This window comes from Ruegeria sp. N4 (genome assembly GCF_056531425.1).
In genome coordinates, this window is record NZ_JBQFLT010000008.1 from 98,783 (window position 1) to 115,872 (window position 17,090).

The window sequence follows — 17,090 nt, forward strand, 5'->3', positions numbered from 1 at the left end:
GATTTCCTCAGCGCTCAATCTGCGCTAGAATGCCTGAAAAAAGGCACGAGGCACATGAGCAGAATTCTTTTCGTACTCCTAGGGGTGCTGCTTTTGGCATCCTGTGGGGGCGGCTCGAAACAGCCGCCCAGCAGATTGAACGACGCGTGCAGCATTGCGCGCGAAAAGCCCGACTATATCCGGGCTTTCAAAAGCACCGAGCGTAAATGGGGCGTTCCCGTTCACGTCCAGATGGCCACGATCTATCAGGAAAGCCGCTATCGCCACGATGCGCGCACGCCGCACCGCTATGTTCTGGGCGTGATCCCGATGGGCCGCCAAAGCAGCGCCTATGGCTACGGTCAGGCGCTGGACGGCACGTGGGAGCAGTACCAGCGCGAAACCGGCAAACGCCGCGCCAAGCGGGATCGCATTCGCGACGCGTCGGATTTCATTGGCTGGTACATGAACAAAAGCTACGAGCGGAATGGCATCCACCCCGCAGACACGCGCAATCAGTATCTGGCCTATCACGAAGGCCATACGGGCTTTGCCCGCGGCAGCCACAACAAGAAGTCATGGCTGCTGAACGTGGCCAGCGATGTGGACGCGCGCGCGAACCTGTATCAGTCGCAACTGGCAAATTGCCGGTACTGAGGTGAAGGGGTCAGCGGTCAGCTGACCCACTTCTTTTGCTGTTCGAGAACAGATCCTGATTCAGCCTGCCACCCTCGGTCAACGGGCCCAGCAGCACCGTGGTCTGGGTGCCTGCATTGTCATGTATCACCCATTTTCGCAGCTCCACCGGGTTGTCGGTGAACATCAGCTCAATCCGGCCCGAGTCCGGGTTCTTGGGGTCTTGCGCCGTCACTACGGTCGCCGTGCCGTCGAACTCGTGCCCTACCACCATATTGGCCTGACCAAGGTTCACATTCCGCGCCAGAACCAGAGACAGCGGTGTCCGCTTTAGCGGGTATTGTTCGGGCGGTTGGTTCGATTTGGGATCGAAGATCATGACACTGCCGGAACGTGCCAGCACCACCGCACTGTCCGGCGGATCATATTCGAACCGCATTTTACCGGGTCGCTGCATCCACAGTTTACCGGTGCTCAGCGAGCCATCATCGTTGACCTGAGTGAAACTGGTCTGAACCGTTTTCAGCTGGTTCAGGTAATTTGAGATTTCCGACAGCGGCAGCTTATCCGCCGCCCAGGCCGCAGGTGCGGCCAGTGTCAAAGCAAGGGCAAAAGCAATCTGTTTCATGCTTCACAGATATGCGCTCTGCCCTTGTTATTAAATATCCTATTGCTCGGGGACGAGGATTTCGCGTTTGCCGACGTGATTTGCCGCCGAAACAACGCCTTCGTCCTCCATCTGCTCAACCAGCCGCGCGGCTTTGTTGTAGCCGATGGCAAGTTTCCGCTGGATATACGAGGTCGAGCATTTGCGATCCTTGATCACAATCGCCACCGCCTGATCATAAAGCGCGTCCTCGCCATTGGTATTGCCTCCGGTGTTCAGCCCAAGAACGGCGTCGATATTGTCGGCCTTTTCTTCGGCCGGGCCATCGACCACGCCGCTCATGTAATCCGGCGGGCCGAATTGTTTCAGGTGGTTGACGATTTCCTCGACCTCTTCGTCCGAGACAAAGGGCCCATGGCACCGGGTGATCTTGGCACCGCCCGCCATATAAAGCATGTCGCCCTGCCCCAGCAGTTGCTCGGCACCCATCTCGCCCAGAATGGTGCGGCTGTCGACTTTCGAGGTCACCTGGAACGAAATCCGGGTGGGGAAGTTCGCCTTGATCGTACCGGTAATCACGTCGACCGACGGGCGCTGCGTGGCCATGATCAGGTGAATGCCCGAGGCCCGTGCCATCTGTGCCAGGCGCTGGATACAGGCCTCGATCTCTTTGCCTGCAACCATCATCAGGTCGGCCATCTCGTCGACGATGACAACGATATAGGGCATCGCTTCGGGGGCGAATTCTTCGGTCTCGAACATCGGCTCGCCGGTATCATCATCGAACCCGGTCTGCACCGTGCGGCTGAACATCTCGCCCTTGGCCAGCGCGTCCTTTACCCGGCCATTGTAGCCCGCGATGTTGCGGACGCCCATTTTGGACATCTTGCGGTAACGATCCTCCATCTCGCCCACGACCCATTTCAGGGCAACAACCGCCTTTTTCGGGTCGGTCACAACGGGCGACAGCAGGTGCGGGATGCCGTCATAGACCGACAGTTCCAACATCTTGGGGTCGATCATAATCAGGCGGCATTCATCCGGCGTCAGCTTATAGAGCAGCGACAGGATCATCGTGTTGATCGCCACCGACTTACCCGAACCCGTGGTCCCCGCGATCAGCAGGTGAGGCATTTTCGCAAGGTTCGCCACCACAGACTCACCGCCAATGTCCTTACCCAGCGCCAGAGGCAGCGCATGGTTGCCATCGCCGAAATCACGGCTGGCTAGGATTTCGCGCAGCACCACCATCTCGCGGTTTTCATTGGGCAGTTCGATACCGATCACCGAGCGCCCCGGCAAGGTCGAAACCCGCGCCGACAGGGCCGACATCGAGCGTGCGATATCGTCGGCCAAACCGATCACCCGGCTGGCTTTCAAGCCCGGGGCCGGTTCCAGTTCATACATGGTGACAACGGGGCCGGGGCGGACGCTGACGATCTCTCCCTTGACGCCATAGTCATCCAGCACGTTTTCCAGCATCCGCGCGTTTTCCTCCAGCGCTTCATCGCTCAGGTGATGGCGCTGAATGCTGGCCGGGTTCGACAACAGTCCCAGTGGCGGCAATTCGAAATCGGAATGCCGTTCTTCGAAAGACAGGGCCGGCTGCGCCTCGGCCTGCGCGCGGCGGGATTGTTGCGGCGCGCGGCGCACCGGCTGTGCAACGACAGGCTTGCGCGGCTCGGCCACCGGGATTTTCATCGCCGGACGCGTTTGCGGCGCGGGTTCGGGGGCGTCCTCGAACACAGCATCGTCGTCGAAACCCGGCTCAGGCGCAAAGTCCTGATGCAGAGGGTCCTGCCACTCGGGCGCGGCGTCAGCGGTCAGCATCGGTTCCGGTGGCAACTCGGTCGCGGTCATAGGCGGTTCAGGCGGCAGGCCACCTGTTGGCCCTGCGTTCAGGATCAACGGGTCCGGCCCGCGACCACGGCCTTTGGTCAGCGGCAGGTTCGGATCAGGCTCGGGCGTCATCTCACCGGTTGCCACCTTGCGGTTGCGCACAGCGGCGGAGATTTTTGAACGGATGCGATCCTCACCCGGCATTTCATCGAAGCCTTCGACTGGCATGGGTTCAACCAGTTCGGGTTCGGGCATCGGGTCAGGGCGACGGATCAGGGTGGGCATCCGGGCCAGCAGGCCGGTTTTCGGGGCAGGTTCCGGCGCTTCCTCTTCCAGGTCTTCAAAGACGGGATCCCCAAAGGCAATCTCATCGTTCAAAACCGGCTCAACCCGCGCGGCGCGGTGTTCTTTCCACTGCGCCCGGCGATCCCGCGCGGCCTGCGCAGTGGCCGAGGCCCCACGACCCAGCAGGTTCATCAGCAGGTCGTAAGCCATCACCAAACCCAGCAGGAAGGCGCGTGTACCACGGCGCACATCGACCTTTGTAAAGCCCAGCACAAAGACACCCAGCGCGATCATCCCAACGGCCATGGCCAGCGACATCAGCTTGACCAGGAAATGCGAGGAGATCGGCAAAAGCGTCAGCAACGCCCCCATTACGGTGTCGCCAAACAGCCCGCCCAGCCCATAGCTGTGGGTCGCGCGCCATTCGGCACCGGGCACCAGGGTCGCGGCGTAGACCGAGACAATTGCGATCCAGATCGGGGCAAAGATCAGGCGGGCAACGGCACGATCTTCGCCGAAATGGCCGGCAAATCGCACACCCCAACCGATCAGCACCAGCGCAATACCCCAACTGCCCCAGCCAACGATCATGAACAACGGCGCGGCAATCGAGGCACCAATCCGCCCCATCCAGTTCTGCACCGGCGCATCGGTCGAGACCATCCAGTTCGGATCGTCCGGCGTGTAGGACCAGATCATCGCCGCGGCGGCAAAGCCCAGCAGGATCAGGGCGATCCCGATCAATTCCTTGCTGCGCCGCTCGATCGCGGCCTGAGTCGTGCTGTCCAGTAGCGGATCGCGGTTGCGCGCGTTCAATGATGCCATTTTGCCCTCGTACCTCACGAATAGATGCAGTCGCGGAGCGTGATCAGCCCGCGCTGCAACTCTGTTTTTGGGGCCACCATAGCGGCCCGGATAAAGTGCTCGCCCGGGTTTTGCCCCGGATCGCCTTGAGAAAGATATGCGCCCGGCAAGACACGTACTCCGGTCTCCTGCCACAGCTTCAATGCGGTCTCCTCGCCGTTTTTAACGGGCAGCCACAGGAAAAACCCGGCCTCGGGCGGCATATAGCCCTGCACACCGGCAAAGACCTCATCCGCAATGGCGTATTTTTCCTGATAGAGCGCGCGGTTTTCGGCCACATGCGCCTCATCGGCCCAGACCCTGGCCGCAGCAGCCTGCAGCGGCAGCGGCAAGGGCGAACCCGCGTAGTTGCGCAACTGTTTGACACGTTTGATCGTTTCGGGCCCGCCCGCGATCAGACCGGACCGCAGACCCGCCAGATTGGACCGCTTCGACAGTGAGTTGAACAGAGTGATCCGTTCGGGATTTGCCCCCATTTCCTGCGCGACGGTCAGCACGCCTGTGGGGGCTTCATCCCGGTAAATCTCGGAATAGCATTCATCGGCGAAAATGCGGAAATTGTATTTCTCGGCCAGGACGATCAGCTCGGCCCAGTAATCGCGCGATGCCACGGCCCCCTGCGGGTTGGCGGGCGAGCAGATATAGGCAATGGCGGTGCGGTTCAGCACGTCTTGGGGCAGGCCCGCATAGTCGGGCAAATGTCCGGTGGCCGCTGTGGCAGGGACAAAAACAGGCTCGGCTGCGACCGAGATCGAGGCCACCATATAGACCTGATAAAACGGGTTCGGGCACAGAACGACCGGCTTTTGGCCGTTCTTCTGTTCCGGGCACAGGGCCATTGCGGCATTATACAGCCCCTCTCGGGTGCCGTTCAGCGCCATGACGTTGGTGTCGGGATCCATGCTCACGTCATAACGGCGCTTGATCCAATCGGTGATTGCCCCGCGCAACTCGGGCGAGCCTTCATTCGCTGGGTATCCCTGAAATCCAGCCGCATTTTCGGTGATCACATCCGTCACCCAAGCGGGGAAGTCATGCATAGGCGCGCCAATGGTCATGTGAATCACGTCACCCCCCGGCTGGTGATGGTCCAACAGGGTGCGCAGACGCGGGAATGCATATTCCGGTAGGTTCGAAAACCGCTCGGGGAAAATCATAACTACTGCCTCAATATCGGGATCATTTCGCCCCGTCTTTTTTGGCAGATTACAGATCAGACCCCGCCCCGTCCAGACAAAGAGGTGCCGAATCAGGGGATTGTGGCATTCACGCCAATGCGGTTTCCGCCGCTGAGCCCAGCCGCAACAGGGCCTCTTCGGACCCCGGATAACCCAGCATCATCAGCCCGCAACCGGGTGTCTGGGTCGGCAAAGTCAAAGCCGCCAGCCCCATCAGGTTGCCAATGCGGGTGTTGCGCAGGGCCAGCAGATTCTCGGTCACGTAATAGTCGTGATCGCTCAGCAGTCGGTCCAGATTTGGCGGCAGGATCGGTGCGGTCGGGGCCAGAACGGCATCAAATCCGGCAGTGGCCGCATCCCATGCGGCACGGCAGGCTTTGAGTCTGGACCAGGCCGCAACATAGTCGGGGCCTGAAAAAGCCTGACCCATGCGGAACCGTTCCAAAATCTCGGGGTACATTGCCTCGGGGTTGGCCTCGATAACGTCCTTCCACAAGCCATAAGCCTCGGTTGTATAAAGCACTCCGGTCAGGCCCATCGCGTCATTCAGCTCGGGCACGTCCAGCGGGACGATCTCGGCCCCTGCATCGGCCAGACGGGCCAGCGCATCCTCATAGGCCGCGCGCGGGGCGTCTCGCAGATCGTCCTTCGCGACATTCTGCAGATCCGCAAAACGACGACCCGCCAAAGACGCGCCGCGCAAATCGGCGGGGGTACCGCCTTCCAGCAGCGCCAGAACATGGGCCGCATCCTCGACCGACCGGGCCAAGGGGCCGACCGTGTCAAACCGCAGACATAACGGTACGGTGCCTTCAAGGCTGACCCGGCCCGCGGTGGTTTTCAGACCCACAAGATTGTTCCACGCCGACGGGATACGCACCGACCCGCCGGTATCCGACCCAATCCCACAGGCGGCCAAACCCCAGGCAACACTGGCCCCGGCGCCCGAGGATGAGCCGCCCGGCACAGCCTCTTCATCATCGATACAGGGCGGGGTCCCGGTGATCGGGTTCAGGCCAAGACCGGAAAAGGCCAACTCGCTCATATGGGTTTTACCCAGACAAACCGCCCCCATGGACGTGGCGTTGCGCACAACCACGGCGTCCGCATCCGGAACACGGCCTTTCAACAGGGCCGATCCAGCCTCGGTGCCGATACCGGCCGTATCAAAGAGGTCCTTCCAACTGATCGGAACACCATCCAGCAGGGACCGGCGCAGACCCAAAGCAGCCCGGTCTTTTGCGGCCTTCGCCTCGGCCCGCGCGCGGTCATGGGTGACGCGGGCATAGATACGGTCGCGATGAGGGTGGGCGTCAATGGCACTCAGGTAGGTCTCGGTCAGGTCCACAGGGTCGATCTGTCCCATGCCGATGCCCCGACCCAGATCACAGGCCGTCATGGTTAGCCATTCCTGCATCTCACCCCTCCTTCTTTTCTGCCTGAACGGGACGGTAGCGACAGGACCGCACATGGACAATCCCGAAAGGGCGCGCATATTGCAGGGCATGACACGGGCATCGGATATCCTGATCGTTGGCGGCGGCCTGAACGGCCCCGCCCTGGCACTGGCCTTGGCGCAAACCGGACACACGGTCAGCGTGATTGATTCTCTGGCCGAGACGATCCGCACAGACGCAGCCTTTGACGGGCGATCTTATGCGCTGGCCCTGGCCTCGAAACGGTTGCTGGACGCGATTGGTGTATGGAAGCGGGTCGCGGACCACGCCCAGCCGATGCTCCAAATCAAAGTGACCGACGGCCATGCCGGCACCGGCCCGTCGCCGTTTTTCATGCATTTCGACCATGCCGAGATCGAGGAAGGCCCCATGGGCTATATGGTCGAGGATCGCCACCTGCGTCGCGCGTTTCTTGAGGCGATGGCCGAGGAAAAGCGCATCACCCAGATCAGCGGCAAGACCGTTGTGGCACAAGAAACAGGTACATCCGGCGTCACCCTGACATTGGATGACGGCAGCACAGTTAACGGGCAACTGGTCGTCGGCTGCGACGGTCGGCGCAGCGGTACGGCGGCGCGGGCGGGCATCAAGCGCAGCGGGTGGGACTATGGTCAAACCGCCCTTGTCTGCGCCATCGAGCATGACCTGCCCCATCACGGCGTCGCGCATCAGTTCTTCATGCCCCCCGGCCCGCTGGCGATTCTGCCACTGATCGGCCATCGCAGTTCCATCGTCTGGAGCGAACGCACCGACACCGCCCATCGCATCAACGCGCTGCCCGAGGCCGAGTATCTGCAAGTCCTGCGCCCAAGGTTCGGCGATTTTCTGGGTGATATCCGCCTGCAAGGCGACCGCTTCACCTATCCGCTGAACCTGACCATCGCCAATTCCTTTATCTCGGATCACTTGGCTTTGGTTGGGGACGCGGCGCATGGGATGCACCCGATTGCCGGGCAAGGCTTGAATGCCGGTCTGCGCGATGTGGGCGCGCTGGCCGAGGTGCTGACACTGGCCGGACGGCGGGGCGAAGAGATCGGCTCGACCCTTGTGTTACAGCGGTATCAGGAGTGGCGGCGCTTTGATACAGCCTCGCTTGCGATGGCGACGGATGTGTTCAACAAGCTGTTTTCAAACGACAATCCGCTGCTGCGGATCGGTCGCGATATCGGCATGGGGATCGTTGGATCCTTGCCCGGATTGCGGCGCGGATTCGTGCGTGAAGCGGCAGGTCTGACTGGCGATCTGCCGAAACTGCTGCAAGGCCGCCCGATTTAGTCCAGCGGACGCGCCTCATCCACCAGCATCACCGGAATCCCGTTGCGGATCGGAAAGGCCAGACCTGCGGCTTTGGACACAAGTTCCTGCTTTTCCGCGTCATAGTGCAGTGTTGTATGCGTCTGCGGGCAAATCAGCGCCTCAAGCATATGGCGGTCAAACGCGTTAGCTGGATCACTCATTGCAATGTTTCCTCATTTGATCCGCCGCGCAGGGCGAATTCGATCAGTGTCACAAGGGTCTCGCGCCGCGTGCGCAGGCATGGGGCCTCGAGCAGGGCCTGTTTGTCTTCCGGGTCGAAATCCATCAGCATCGACAGGGAATTCACCAAAAGCTCATCATCGGCATCCTTCAGCGAACCCCAGTCGGTGGACAATTGGCGGGATACGAAGAATCGTTCCAACAGGGTCAGGAACCGTGTCCGATTGAACCCATCATCGTTCTCGGATTTTCCCAGATCGCGATCAAACCCGTCCCACGACACCTCGCACCGGCGATACGGGGTGAAGGCGTCCAGTTCGGATTTGATGCGGAACCGGGAAATGCCAGTCAGTGTGATCAGGTACCGGCCATCTTCCGTTTCGGAAAACTGGGTGATGCGCCCGGCGCATCCGATGCGGTGCAACTTGGTGTCATCGTTGACCGAGGGGTTCGGCTGGACCATCGCAATCAGCCGTTCCTTGGTCTTCAGCGCGTCATCCACCATTTGCAGATAGCGCGGCTCGAAAATATGCAGCGGCAGGGGCGAACGGGGCAGCAGCAGCGCCCCGGGCAATGGGAAAACGGATACCGTTTCCGGCAGGTCGGCGGGATGCATCATGTACCCGAGTGTAGCTCTGATCAGGAATTAGGCAAATATCATCGAGCTGAGCTTGCGCCGCCCGTTCAGAACAATCGGATCATTGGGCTTGAGCGCGTCGAAGATCGTGAACAGCTGAGCCTTGGCCGCACCGTCATTCCACTCGCGATCCCGGCGGAACAATTCCAGCAATTGCGCCACGGCGTCTTCCACATCGCCATTGGCGTGCAGCGCCTGCGCCAGATCGAAACGGGCCTGATGGTTGTCGGGCTCGGCCTCGACCGTAGCGGTCAGTTCAGCCACCGGCCCCGCATCTGCCGCCTGTTTCGCAAGTTCCAATTGTGCATGCGCCGCTTCCAGTTCGGGTGCGTTGGAAATCTCGGCCGGGGCACCGTTCAGGATCGCCTCGGCCTGTTCCAGATCGTCGGATGCGATATGCGCGCGCACCAGCCCGCCGTAGGCCGCTGCATGGTTGGGGTCTTCGCCCAGAATGGCGGCAAAGGTCTGCGCCGCATCTACGGCGGCCCCTTCGGCCAGCATTTCTTCGGCGGCCTGAACGGCCTCTTCCAACTGGCCACCGGGGCTTTCGCCGCCTGCGGCTTCGATCACACGGTCCACGAATGCCTTGATTTCGGACCCCGGCAGCGCGCCCTGAAACCCGTCAACCGGCTGACCCTTGAAGAAGGCGTAAACGGTTGGGATCGACTGGATCCGCAACTGAGACGCAATCATCTGCGCCTCGTCCACGTTGATCTTGACCATCTTCACCGCACCCTTGGCGGCGGTCACGGCCTCTTCCAGCAGTGGCCCCAACGTTTTGCACGGGCCGCACCACGGCGCCCAGAAATCCACGATCACCGGGGTGTCCTGCGACGCCTCGACCACATCGGCCATGAACGTGGCCTCAGAGCCGTCCTTGATCAGATCGGTGGCGGGGGTGCTGTCTGACGGGTTCAGAAGGTCCATGGCAAATACTCTTTCGTTCGAACTTGCGCCCTATATGCAACCGCTTGGCGCAGAAACCAAGGGCTGAGTTTCCCGGTTACAGATCGAAACTTGCAAAGACCGGGGCGTGATCGCTGGGTTTCTCCCATCCGCGCGCCTCGCGCAGGATACGGCTGGAATGGCCCGCGTTCGAGATATCCGGCGTTGCCCAGACGTGATCCAGCCGCCGCCCCTTGTCCGCCGCATCCCAGTCGCGGGCGCGATAGGACCACCAGCTATAGAGCTGCCCTTCGGGAATGTCCTGCCGGGTGATATCGACCCAACCGCCCGCATCTTGCGTTTCGGCCAGCGTTTCAACCTCAATCGGCGTGTGTGAAACGACCTTGAGCAGCTGTTTATGCGACCACACATCATCTTCGCGCGGGGCGATGTTCAGATCGCCAACAAGAATGGATTTCTCGGGCTTTTCCGCGTGGAACCAGTCGCGCATGTCGGTGAGGTAATCCAGCTTCTGCCCAAACTTCTCATTCACCTCGCGATCCGGCACATCCCCGCCCGCCGGGACGTAGAAATTGTGGATCGTCACGCCATTTTCCAACCGCCCCGCGATGTGACGCGCATGGCCGAGACCGGCGAAATCCTTGTCGCCCACCTCCTCCATCGGCAGACGCGACAGGATGGCGACGCCGTTATAGCCCTTCTGCCCCCGAGCAACCATGTAGGTATACCCCAGTTCCGCAAAGCCTTCGGTCGGGATCTTTTCGACCGGAGACTTGCATTCCTGCAAACACAGCACATCCGGAGCCTCTTCCTGCAACAATTTCAGCACGATAGGCTCGCGCAGGCGGACCGAGTTGATGTTCCAGGTGGCAAGGGTGAAGGGCATGGGTCGGGATTCCTCTGTCGCGATTGGGCGGAGGTTAGCGTGGTGGGGGATGGGGTGCCATGGGAAAAGATCGTCAGAGGAGTTGGATTACTTTTTTCAACGACGCAGACGACGCCGCCCGACAGATCAGACACTCAAAATTGATGATATTGGGCCCAGTTTTAGTCTGTCAGATCTTCGCTTAGACGAAGTGATGCAGCCTTAGTTTTGTCAAGGTTCCCCGATACGTCCCACACATGAATTGGTTTATCTTTAAAGCGCATAATTCATTACTAAGAATCGCAGTCGCAATCACCACGCTTACGATTGCGTTGTCAGCGTCGTTTCTCGTGCAACAACTTGATCGGAATTCCAGAGTTGAATTGGGCAGCATTCCGTATGTTCCCATTGTTGCTCTTGTAGTTATCCTGGCATTTCTGAGCGTTCCAAGACTGAATAACTTGGTCGTTGCGCCACATGAGGTCAGCCACATCTTCGTTCAGGTTGGAGTAGGCCTGTGCGGCGCAGTTTTTACCATTTGGGCCGGACTAATTGCGTTTAACGCGCCTGTGGTGGTTTGGCTGATTCCGGCGCACTTCGCGCAGTATCTAGCTTTGGGAATTGGAGTTTTTTACGTTTGTCTGGGCATTGTGGGCAGTCTTCGGGCCATCTGGCCGATAGCAGAGCCCCATTTGTTCGAAGATGAGAACGCGTTGCGGAGAATTCACTATTGGTCCCGCGCAGTCGCCGCAGGTGTGGCATTTGCCTTTAGCGGTGTAATTTTGGGGTCAGTTTTGATCTTCAATGGCCCAACCACCACCACAACCGTAAGATGTTCGATCATCTTGTGGGTTATTGCCGTTGTTCTTGGTTCATCGCGCCTTAGTGTGGCCAATTTTGACAAACCCATCAGACTTTGGAATATCGCCGTCCAGTTCTGCATCGCGTTTTTGGCGATTTTTCTCATAAAGATCATGACACGGGCATTTGCTTTTCACACACATCTATTTGATTCCAGAGAAGCGATTGATGCCATGTACCCAAGGCTCGAAAATCTGTTGATGCTGCCGTTTATCGTCTTTGGCCTCACCAGCATCGCCCTCGCGCTAACGCGTCAAAAACCTGCCGCCGAAGACGTAGCCGAAGTTTTCGCCTAATTTCCTTCGTTCTGCTGTCCGGCCTCCAAAAAAAGCCGGGCCATCAGGCCCGGCAGTCCAACAGGGAGGTGCATGTCATAACCCGGACATGCGCGGGTTGGGAGTAACCTAATTATGAGGCCAGAGTATCACTTTGATCCAAATCAATCCACCTCGGATCACGATACCAGGCGATATCCACCCGATTCTGTGACCAAAAGGCGCGCATTCGATGGATCAGGCTCGATCTTCTGACGCAGGCGATAGATGTGGGTTTCCAGTGTGTGGGTGGTGACACCGGCGTTGTAACCCCAGACCTCGTGCAGCAGCACATCCCGCGCCACAACGCCATCGGTCGAACGGTACAGGAACTTGAGAATGTTGGTCTCTTTCTCGGTCAGACGAATCTTGCGGTCCTCCTCGGTGATCAGCATCTTCATGGCTGGCTTGAAGGTGTACGGGCCAAGAACGAATACGGCGTCCTCGGATTGTTCATGCTGGCGCAGTTGCGCGCGGATGCGGGCCAGAAGAACCGGAAATTTGAAGGGCTTAGACACATAGTCATTGGCGCCGGCATCCAGGCCCAGGATCGTATCGGCGTCGCTGTCATGGCCCGTCAGCATCAGGATCGGACTTTTGACGCCCTGTTTGCGCATCAGGCGGCACAGCTCTCGCCCGTCGGTATCGGGCAGTCCCACATCCAGAATGACCAGATCGTAGATCGCCTCGCGGGCCCGCTCCATCGCTGACGAACCATCAGAGGCTTCGAACACGTCAAAATCCTCGGTCATCACCAGTTGCTCGCTGAGCGCTTCGCGCAGGTCTTCGTCGTCATCCACCAGCAGGATTTTCTTGAGCTGAGCCATTTCGCGGTCCTCCTAAGCCTTTTCCATCACTTGCGCGTAGAAGATGCAATCGACAAGCTTTGCTGCACCCGTCTCACGCCATCGTGTCAGACGCGGCGGAAATGTTTCACATTTCTTTTGGAAACCGTTAGAAGTCCGCCGAACGCGATTGGGCATTATCAATGAGTCTGAACCCCGACATCACCGAGCTGCTGGCCCGCGCCCGGGCTGACCTGCGCATGGGCGTGCCTGTGGCCCTGACCGACGACAGCGGCGTCAGTGTGTTGGCGCTTGCGGCCGAGACGCTCAGCCCCCAACGTCTGGCGGATTTGCGCGGCCTTGGCGGGACACCTGTGGTCGCAATCACCGGACGGCGGGCCGAGACGCTGAAAGCGCGCGCCTATGACGGGGATCTGGCGCGGGTTGTGATCCCGGCAGATGTTGAGATTGACTGGGTGCAGGCGGTTGCCGATCCCTCGGATGATCTGAACGCGCCGATGAAGGGCCCCCTGATGACCGAGCGGCAGGGGAACGCAAACCTGCATCGCATTGCCATCGCGCTGACCAAGTCGGCACGCCTGTTGCCGGCAGCTGTTGTGATGCCGGTTGAGGACGGCCTGGCCTTTGCGGCACAGCACGGCCTCACCTGCATCGATCACACGCGTGCGGCCCCTCATCTGGCGGATCGCAGCGCCCTGCATCCGGTTGTTGCCGCGCGTCTGCCGATGGAGGTGTCCGAGGCCGGTCGCCTGCATGTGTTCCGCCCCGAAGACGGTGGCGAGGAGCATTACGCCGTAGAAATCGGCCGTCCGGATCGCGACAAACCGGTTTTGACGCGCCTGCACTCGGCCTGTTTTACCGGCGACCTGATGGGCAGTCTGAAATGCGATTGCGGCCCGCAGTTGCGGGGCGCGCTGGCGCAAATGGGGGCTGAGGGCGCAGGCGTTTTGCTGTACCTGAATCAAGAGGGGCGCGGGATTGGCCTGGCCAATAAAATGCGCGCATATTTCCTTCAGGATCAGGGGTTTGACACTGTCGAGGCCAATCATCGGCTGGGCTTTGAAGACGATGAGCGTGATTTCCGGCTGGGCTCGGACATCCTGAAATCGCTGGGCTTTAGCTCGGTGCGTCTGTTGACCAACAACCCGGCCAAGATGTCGATGATGGAGAAAACAGGGATCGCAGTGACCGAACGCGTGCCGCTGAAAGTGGGCGAGACGGCGCATAACCGCGGCTATCTGGCCACCAAGGCTGCGAAATCCGGGCATTTACTGTGACACCGGGCGATCTGGTCTGGACCCCACGCGGCGTCCGGTTTCTGGGCCGCGTCTTTCCCTGTTCGATTGGGAAAGGGGGTCTGAGCGCCGCGAAACGCGAAGGCGACGGGGCCACCCCAACCGGAACGCACCGCATCGTAGGGATGCTGTATCGCCCGGATCGAATAGTTGCACCCTGTTCCTGGGCGCGGCCCATCGGCCCGACGGATTTGTGGTCCGACGATATGTCCGATGACCAGTATAACAGTTTGGTTTCAGCGCCTTACGCCTTCAGCCATGAAAAGATGCGCCGGGCGGATCCGTTATATGATCTGGTTCTGATAACCGACTGGAACTGGCCAAATGCGGTGCCGGGGGCGGGGTCGGCCATCTTTGTCCATCAATGGCGCAGGCCCGGCTTTCCGACAGAAGGTTGCGTGGCGTTCCGTCGCGATCATCTGCACTGGATCGCCCGGCGGATCGCACCGGGCACGCAGCTGATTATTCCTCAGGCCTGACCCGCTCGCCGAAAATGGCCGAGCCGACCCGCACATGGGTCGCGCCAAGGGCGATGGCTTGCTCGAAATCACCGCTCATGCCCATGGACAGGCCGTTCAATCCGTTGCGTTCAGCGATTTTGGCCAGCAGGGCAAAATGCAGCGCGGGCTCTTCCTCGACCGGAGGGATGCACATCAGCCCCCGTACCGGCAGGTCCAGAGCCTTGCATTCTGCGATGAACCCATCCGCGTCGGTCGGGAGAATCCCGGCCTTTTGTTCCTCTTCCCCTGTATTCACCTGAACGAACAGGTCTGGGCAGAACCCGATCTCCTGCGCCAGCCGCGCCAGGGTTTTGGCAAGTTTCGGACGGTCGACGGAATGGATCGCGTCGCACAACTCCATCGCTTGTCGTGCCTTGTTGGTTTGCAACGGTCCGATCAGGTGCAGGTCAATCCCGTCGAACTGCTCTTTGAACGCGGGCCACTTGCCCGCCGCCTCTTGCACCCGGTTCTCACCGAAACAGCGGTGGCCCTGTTCCAATACGGCCCGAACACGTTCATTCGGCTGAACCTTCGATACGGCGATCAGCTTGACCGAACCGGGGTCCCGGCCTGCTTTGGCTTCGGCCTTTGTGATACGGGCGGTGATGTCTTGCAGGGACATGGCGTTCCTCAAATCTGTCTTTGGCGCGACAGAACACCATGTGCGGGCAAAAGAAAAGGGCGGGTCCAAAGACCCGCCCTAAGAACCGTTCGGTTCAGATCAACTTAGAAGTTGAACTGTGCACCGAAGTCAGCACGCAGCTGGCTGTCGCCGTCGCCACGCTTCTGGTTGCCGATACCACCGCGCAGCGATGCACCGCCACCCAGGTCGTAGATGGCACCAATGCCGTACTGCTGCAGGTCGTCGTCAGCCGAACCGTCACCGTAGGCGAAGGTCAGGGTGGTTGCTGCGTTTACATTGTAAGCAGCCGACAGACCATATGCGGTACCGTTGCGGTCATCGTTTGCAACGTCATCGTCCGCGACGAACAGAGTGCCCGAGAAGTCACCGAATTCTGCACCCAGGGTCAGAACGGTCAGGCTCTGCTTGTCAAGCGCACCAATGTCGCTGGTCTGACCATAGGCCAGAGCGGCAGTGATGTTGTTGAACGTGTAGGTCGCGCTGATGTCCCAACGGTCGGCGTCGGTGGTGCCCGCAGTCGGATCGCCAGCTACGTTACCAAAGGTGCGCTGGTCATACGATGCGCCAAAGGCGAAGTCGCCAACTGCGTACTGGAAGAACACAGCGTTCGAACCATCGCCGGTCGAGTCGTAAGCCAGGAAGCTGTAGTCAACGCCCGAGTACTGGCCGATGAAGTTTTCCAGACCAGGCTCGTTACCGTAGTAGTTTGCCAGGTTGTCGAACGAGCCAGCAACGTTGCCCGCGTCAACACGCAGACCGCCGAAGATGACCGAGAAGCGTGCGCCGTTCAGGCTGGCCGCGTTTGCTTCGCCATTGCCTGCGTCTTCGTCAGCTTGCAGACGAACACGACCTTCAAAGCGTACACCACCGTCGGTTTCGACGATGCCGTCGATGTTCAGACGGAAACGCGAGACCAGGATGGTTTCGTCAGTGTCAACACCTTCCACATTGCCAGTGCCAGTGCCGGTAAGAACGGCAGCGGTGTCCACGGTGCCTGTGCGATCTTCCAGATAGCCCAGACCGAAACGGCCATAACCGCTGAATTTCACTTCAGCTGCTGCAACGCCTGCGGTCGCGATCAGCGCCGTCGTTGCGAAGAGAACTTTTTTCATCTTGTTTCCCTCGGTTTCAAAAGTTTTATCTACTCGACACATACCAAGGCATATGTCTCAGCACGGACACCGTTTCGCTCTTTTTGCCCCCATTGCGCAAGCTTGGCATAAAAGGGGGCGGTTCATTGGGATCAGATTGGTGCAAGGATGCCACAGTCGGTTTTGGTGCCTGTCAGGCGGCAATCACACCGACAATTCATAAAGAATAGGCTTGTTGCACACAGGGACCTTAGTTAGGAGTATCCCCCGACGATATATAGCAAGTGAAAACAGGATCTGCTGACGATGCGCCTGCCGACGATTTTGGGTCTGATTGCAATTGCCGCCGCCGTTTCCGCCTGCGGCCCGAATCGCGGCGCTGCGCCGAACCCGGTTTACAACGATACGGACAGCACCCGATCCGCTGAACGGGAGCTGAACGACCCCAACCGCTCGACCATCTGGGATGTGTTCGACCGCAGCGGTGCTGAACAGACAGCGAATGTGAACCGTTACCTGTGGGCGGCATCGCTGGACGTTCTCAGTTTCCTGCCTGTGCAAGAGGTGGATCCGTTTACCGGCGTAATTGTAACGGGTTACGGCACGCCTCCGGGCGGAGGGCGTTCGTACCGGGCAACCGTGCATATCAGCGACCCGGCGCTTGCGGCGCGGTCCTTGTCGGTTGCGTTGCAGTCCAGCGGCGGTGCACCCGTCAGCGCGGCAACCTCGCGCGCGGTTGAGGATGCGATCCTGTCCCGCGCGCGTCAGCTACGCATCGCAGACAGTAAGTTCTAGCAACCCGTCGAAATTCGCACTAAGACCACGCCGGGCTCTGACCCGGCGTTTTCATT

17 protein-coding genes are annotated in these 17,090 nt (G+C 59.8%); 6 read left to right on the forward strand and 11 right to left on the reverse strand.

Annotated elements, in window-relative coordinates:
* Positions 1-54 precede the first annotated feature (54 nt).
* Positions 55-636 (forward strand): transglycosylase SLT domain-containing protein, encoded by a 582-nt coding sequence (locus ACR0LW_RS13730; RefSeq protein WP_170455203.1) that lies wholly within the window; start codon positions 55-57, stop codon positions 634-636.
* A 10-nt stretch (positions 637-646) separates the two neighbouring features.
* On the opposite strand, the gene ACR0LW_RS13735 is transcribed toward ACR0LW_RS13730, so the two are convergent.
* From ACR0LW_RS13735 to ACR0LW_RS13750, 4 genes are all read right to left on the reverse strand, one after another.
* The gene (locus tag ACR0LW_RS13735; protein WP_170455204.1) at positions 647-1,243 is read right to left on the reverse strand and encodes an outer membrane lipoprotein carrier protein LolA; all 597 of its coding nucleotides are present in this window, start codon (positions 1,241-1,243) and stop codon (positions 647-649) included.
* 39 nt (positions 1,244-1,282) lie between these two features.
* Complete coding sequence (locus ACR0LW_RS13740; RefSeq protein ID WP_480882963.1) at positions 1,283-4,171, reverse strand: DNA translocase FtsK; 2,889 nt, start codon at positions 4,169-4,171, stop codon at positions 1,283-1,285.
* 14 nt (positions 4,172-4,185) lie between these two features.
* Complete coding sequence (locus tag ACR0LW_RS13745) at positions 4,186-5,367, reverse strand: aminotransferase class I/II-fold pyridoxal phosphate-dependent enzyme (protein ID WP_480882964.1); 1,182 nt, start codon at positions 5,365-5,367, stop codon at positions 4,186-4,188.
* A gap of 109 nt (positions 5,368-5,476) precedes the next feature.
* Positions 5,477-6,805, reverse strand: coding sequence for an amidase (locus tag ACR0LW_RS13750; protein WP_480882965.1), 1,329 nt, complete (start codon positions 6,803-6,805; stop codon positions 5,477-5,479).
* Positions 6,806-6,857: 52 nt separating this feature from the next.
* Between ACR0LW_RS13750 and ACR0LW_RS13755 the strand changes: the two genes are divergently transcribed.
* Positions 6,858-8,120 carry an FAD-dependent monooxygenase gene (locus ACR0LW_RS13755; RefSeq protein ID WP_480882966.1) on the forward strand — a complete coding sequence of 421 codons (1,263 nt, stop codon included), beginning with the start codon at positions 6,858-6,860 and terminating at the stop codon, positions 8,118-8,120.
* Here the strand turns inward: ACR0LW_RS13755 and ACR0LW_RS13760 are convergent.
* The 4 genes from ACR0LW_RS13760 to ACR0LW_RS13775 all read right to left on the reverse strand — a co-directional run bounded on the left by ACR0LW_RS13760 (position 8,117) and on the right by ACR0LW_RS13775 (position 10,750).
* Positions 8,117-8,302 carry a Trm112 family protein gene (locus tag ACR0LW_RS13760; RefSeq protein ID WP_170523870.1) on the reverse strand — a complete coding sequence of 62 codons (186 nt, stop codon included), beginning with the start codon at positions 8,300-8,302 and terminating at the stop codon, positions 8,117-8,119. The genes ACR0LW_RS13755 and ACR0LW_RS13760 overlap by 4 nt on opposite strands.
* Positions 8,299-8,940, reverse strand: a complete 642-nt coding sequence (locus ACR0LW_RS13765) for an LON peptidase substrate-binding domain-containing protein (protein ID WP_170523867.1) — start codon at positions 8,938-8,940, stop codon at positions 8,299-8,301. The genes ACR0LW_RS13760 and ACR0LW_RS13765 overlap by 4 nt, the downstream gene beginning before the upstream one ends.
* A 27-nt stretch (positions 8,941-8,967) precedes the next feature.
* Positions 8,968-9,885: a thioredoxin gene (trxA, locus tag ACR0LW_RS13770; RefSeq protein ID WP_480882967.1), complete on the reverse strand. Its 918-nt coding sequence runs from the start codon at positions 9,883-9,885 to the stop codon at positions 8,968-8,970.
* A 76-nt stretch (positions 9,886-9,961) separates the two neighbouring features.
* Positions 9,962-10,750 (reverse strand): exodeoxyribonuclease III, encoded by a 789-nt coding sequence (locus ACR0LW_RS13775; RefSeq protein WP_480882968.1) that lies wholly within the window; start codon positions 10,748-10,750, stop codon positions 9,962-9,964.
* A 236-nt stretch (positions 10,751-10,986) separates the two neighbouring features.
* On the opposite strand from ACR0LW_RS13775, the gene ACR0LW_RS13780 reads away from it, so the two are divergent.
* Positions 10,987-11,886 (forward strand): hypothetical protein, encoded by a 900-nt coding sequence (locus tag ACR0LW_RS13780; RefSeq protein ID WP_480882969.1) that lies wholly within the window; start codon positions 10,987-10,989, stop codon positions 11,884-11,886.
* A 158-nt stretch (positions 11,887-12,044) separates the two neighbouring features.
* Here ACR0LW_RS13780 and ACR0LW_RS13785 read toward each other — a convergent pair whose 3' ends face one another.
* The gene (locus ACR0LW_RS13785) at positions 12,045-12,731 is read right to left on the reverse strand and encodes a response regulator transcription factor (RefSeq protein ID WP_050605036.1); all 687 of its coding nucleotides are present in this window, start codon (positions 12,729-12,731) and stop codon (positions 12,045-12,047) included.
* A 161-nt stretch (positions 12,732-12,892) separates the two neighbouring features.
* Between ACR0LW_RS13785 and ribA the strand changes: the two genes are divergently transcribed.
* Together ribA and ACR0LW_RS13795 are read left to right on the forward strand one after the other, a co-directional pair.
* Positions 12,893-13,987: a GTP cyclohydrolase II gene (ribA, locus tag ACR0LW_RS13790; RefSeq protein ID WP_480882970.1), complete on the forward strand. Its 1,095-nt coding sequence runs from the start codon at positions 12,893-12,895 to the stop codon at positions 13,985-13,987.
* Complete coding sequence (locus ACR0LW_RS13795) at positions 13,984-14,484, forward strand: L,D-transpeptidase family protein (protein WP_480882971.1); 501 nt, start codon at positions 13,984-13,986, stop codon at positions 14,482-14,484. Before ribA ends, ACR0LW_RS13795 begins: the two co-directional genes overlap by 4 nt.
* Here the strand turns inward: ACR0LW_RS13795 and ACR0LW_RS13800 are convergent.
* A complete protein-coding gene (locus ACR0LW_RS13800) occupies positions 14,468-15,127 on the reverse strand; it encodes a YggS family pyridoxal phosphate-dependent enzyme (RefSeq protein WP_170455227.1) in 660 nt (219 codons plus the stop codon). The two genes, ACR0LW_RS13795 and ACR0LW_RS13800, sit on opposite strands and share 17 nt — an antisense overlap.
* 104 nt (positions 15,128-15,231) lie before the next feature.
* Complete coding sequence (locus ACR0LW_RS13805; RefSeq protein ID WP_480882972.1) at positions 15,232-16,260, reverse strand: porin; 1,029 nt, start codon at positions 16,258-16,260, stop codon at positions 15,232-15,234.
* 285 nt (positions 16,261-16,545) lie between these two features.
* Between ACR0LW_RS13805 and ACR0LW_RS13810 the strand changes: the two genes are divergently transcribed.
* Entirely contained in the window at positions 16,546-17,034 is a 489-nt protein-coding gene (locus ACR0LW_RS13810; RefSeq protein WP_480882973.1) for a DUF3576 domain-containing protein, read from the forward strand.
* Positions 17,035-17,090 lie beyond the last annotated feature (56 nt).

Bases quoted from the DNA above. Each gene is read 5' to 3' on its own strand.
- ACR0LW_RS13750 (WP_480882965.1), bottom strand. From the start codon at position 6,805: ATGCAGGAATGGCTAACCATGACGGCCTGTGATCTGGGTCGGGGCATC.
- ACR0LW_RS13745 (WP_480882964.1), bottom strand. From the start codon at position 5,367: ATGATTTTCCCCGAGCGGTTTTCGAACCTACCGGAATATGCATTCCCG.
- ACR0LW_RS13780 (WP_480882969.1), top strand. From the start codon at position 10,987: ATGAATTGGTTTATCTTTAAAGCGCATAATTCATTACTAAGAATCGCA.
- ACR0LW_RS13755 (WP_480882966.1), top strand. From the start codon at position 6,858: ATGGACAATCCCGAAAGGGCGCGCATATTGCAGGGCATGACACGGGCA.
- ACR0LW_RS13760 (WP_170523870.1), bottom strand. From the start codon at position 8,302: ATGAGTGATCCAGCTAACGCGTTTGACCGCCATATGCTTGAGGCGCTG.
- ACR0LW_RS13765 (WP_170523867.1), bottom strand. From the start codon at position 8,940: ATGATGCATCCCGCCGACCTGCCGGAAACGGTATCCGTTTTCCCATTG.
- ACR0LW_RS13785 (WP_050605036.1), bottom strand. From the start codon at position 12,731: ATGGCTCAGCTCAAGAAAATCCTGCTGGTGGATGACGACGAAGACCTG.
- trxA (WP_480882967.1), bottom strand. From the start codon at position 9,885: ATGGACCTTCTGAACCCGTCAGACAGCACCCCCGCCACCGATCTGATC.
- ACR0LW_RS13740 (WP_480882963.1), bottom strand. From the start codon at position 4,171: ATGGCATCATTGAACGCGCGCAACCGCGATCCGCTACTGGACAGCACG.
- ACR0LW_RS13810 (WP_480882973.1), top strand. From the start codon at position 16,546: ATGCGCCTGCCGACGATTTTGGGTCTGATTGCAATTGCCGCCGCCGTT.
- ACR0LW_RS13805 (WP_480882972.1), bottom strand. From the start codon at position 16,260: ATGAAAAAAGTTCTCTTCGCAACGACGGCGCTGATCGCGACCGCAGGC.
- ACR0LW_RS13775 (WP_480882968.1), bottom strand. From the start codon at position 10,750: ATGCCCTTCACCCTTGCCACCTGGAACATCAACTCGGTCCGCCTGCGC.
- ACR0LW_RS13800 (WP_170455227.1), bottom strand. From the start codon at position 15,127: ATGTCCCTGCAAGACATCACCGCCCGTATCACAAAGGCCGAAGCCAAA.
- ACR0LW_RS13730 (WP_170455203.1), top strand. From the start codon at position 55: ATGAGCAGAATTCTTTTCGTACTCCTAGGGGTGCTGCTTTTGGCATCC.
- ribA (WP_480882970.1), top strand. From the start codon at position 12,893: ATGAGTCTGAACCCCGACATCACCGAGCTGCTGGCCCGCGCCCGGGCT.
- ACR0LW_RS13735 (WP_170455204.1), bottom strand. From the start codon at position 1,243: ATGAAACAGATTGCTTTTGCCCTTGCTTTGACACTGGCCGCACCTGCG.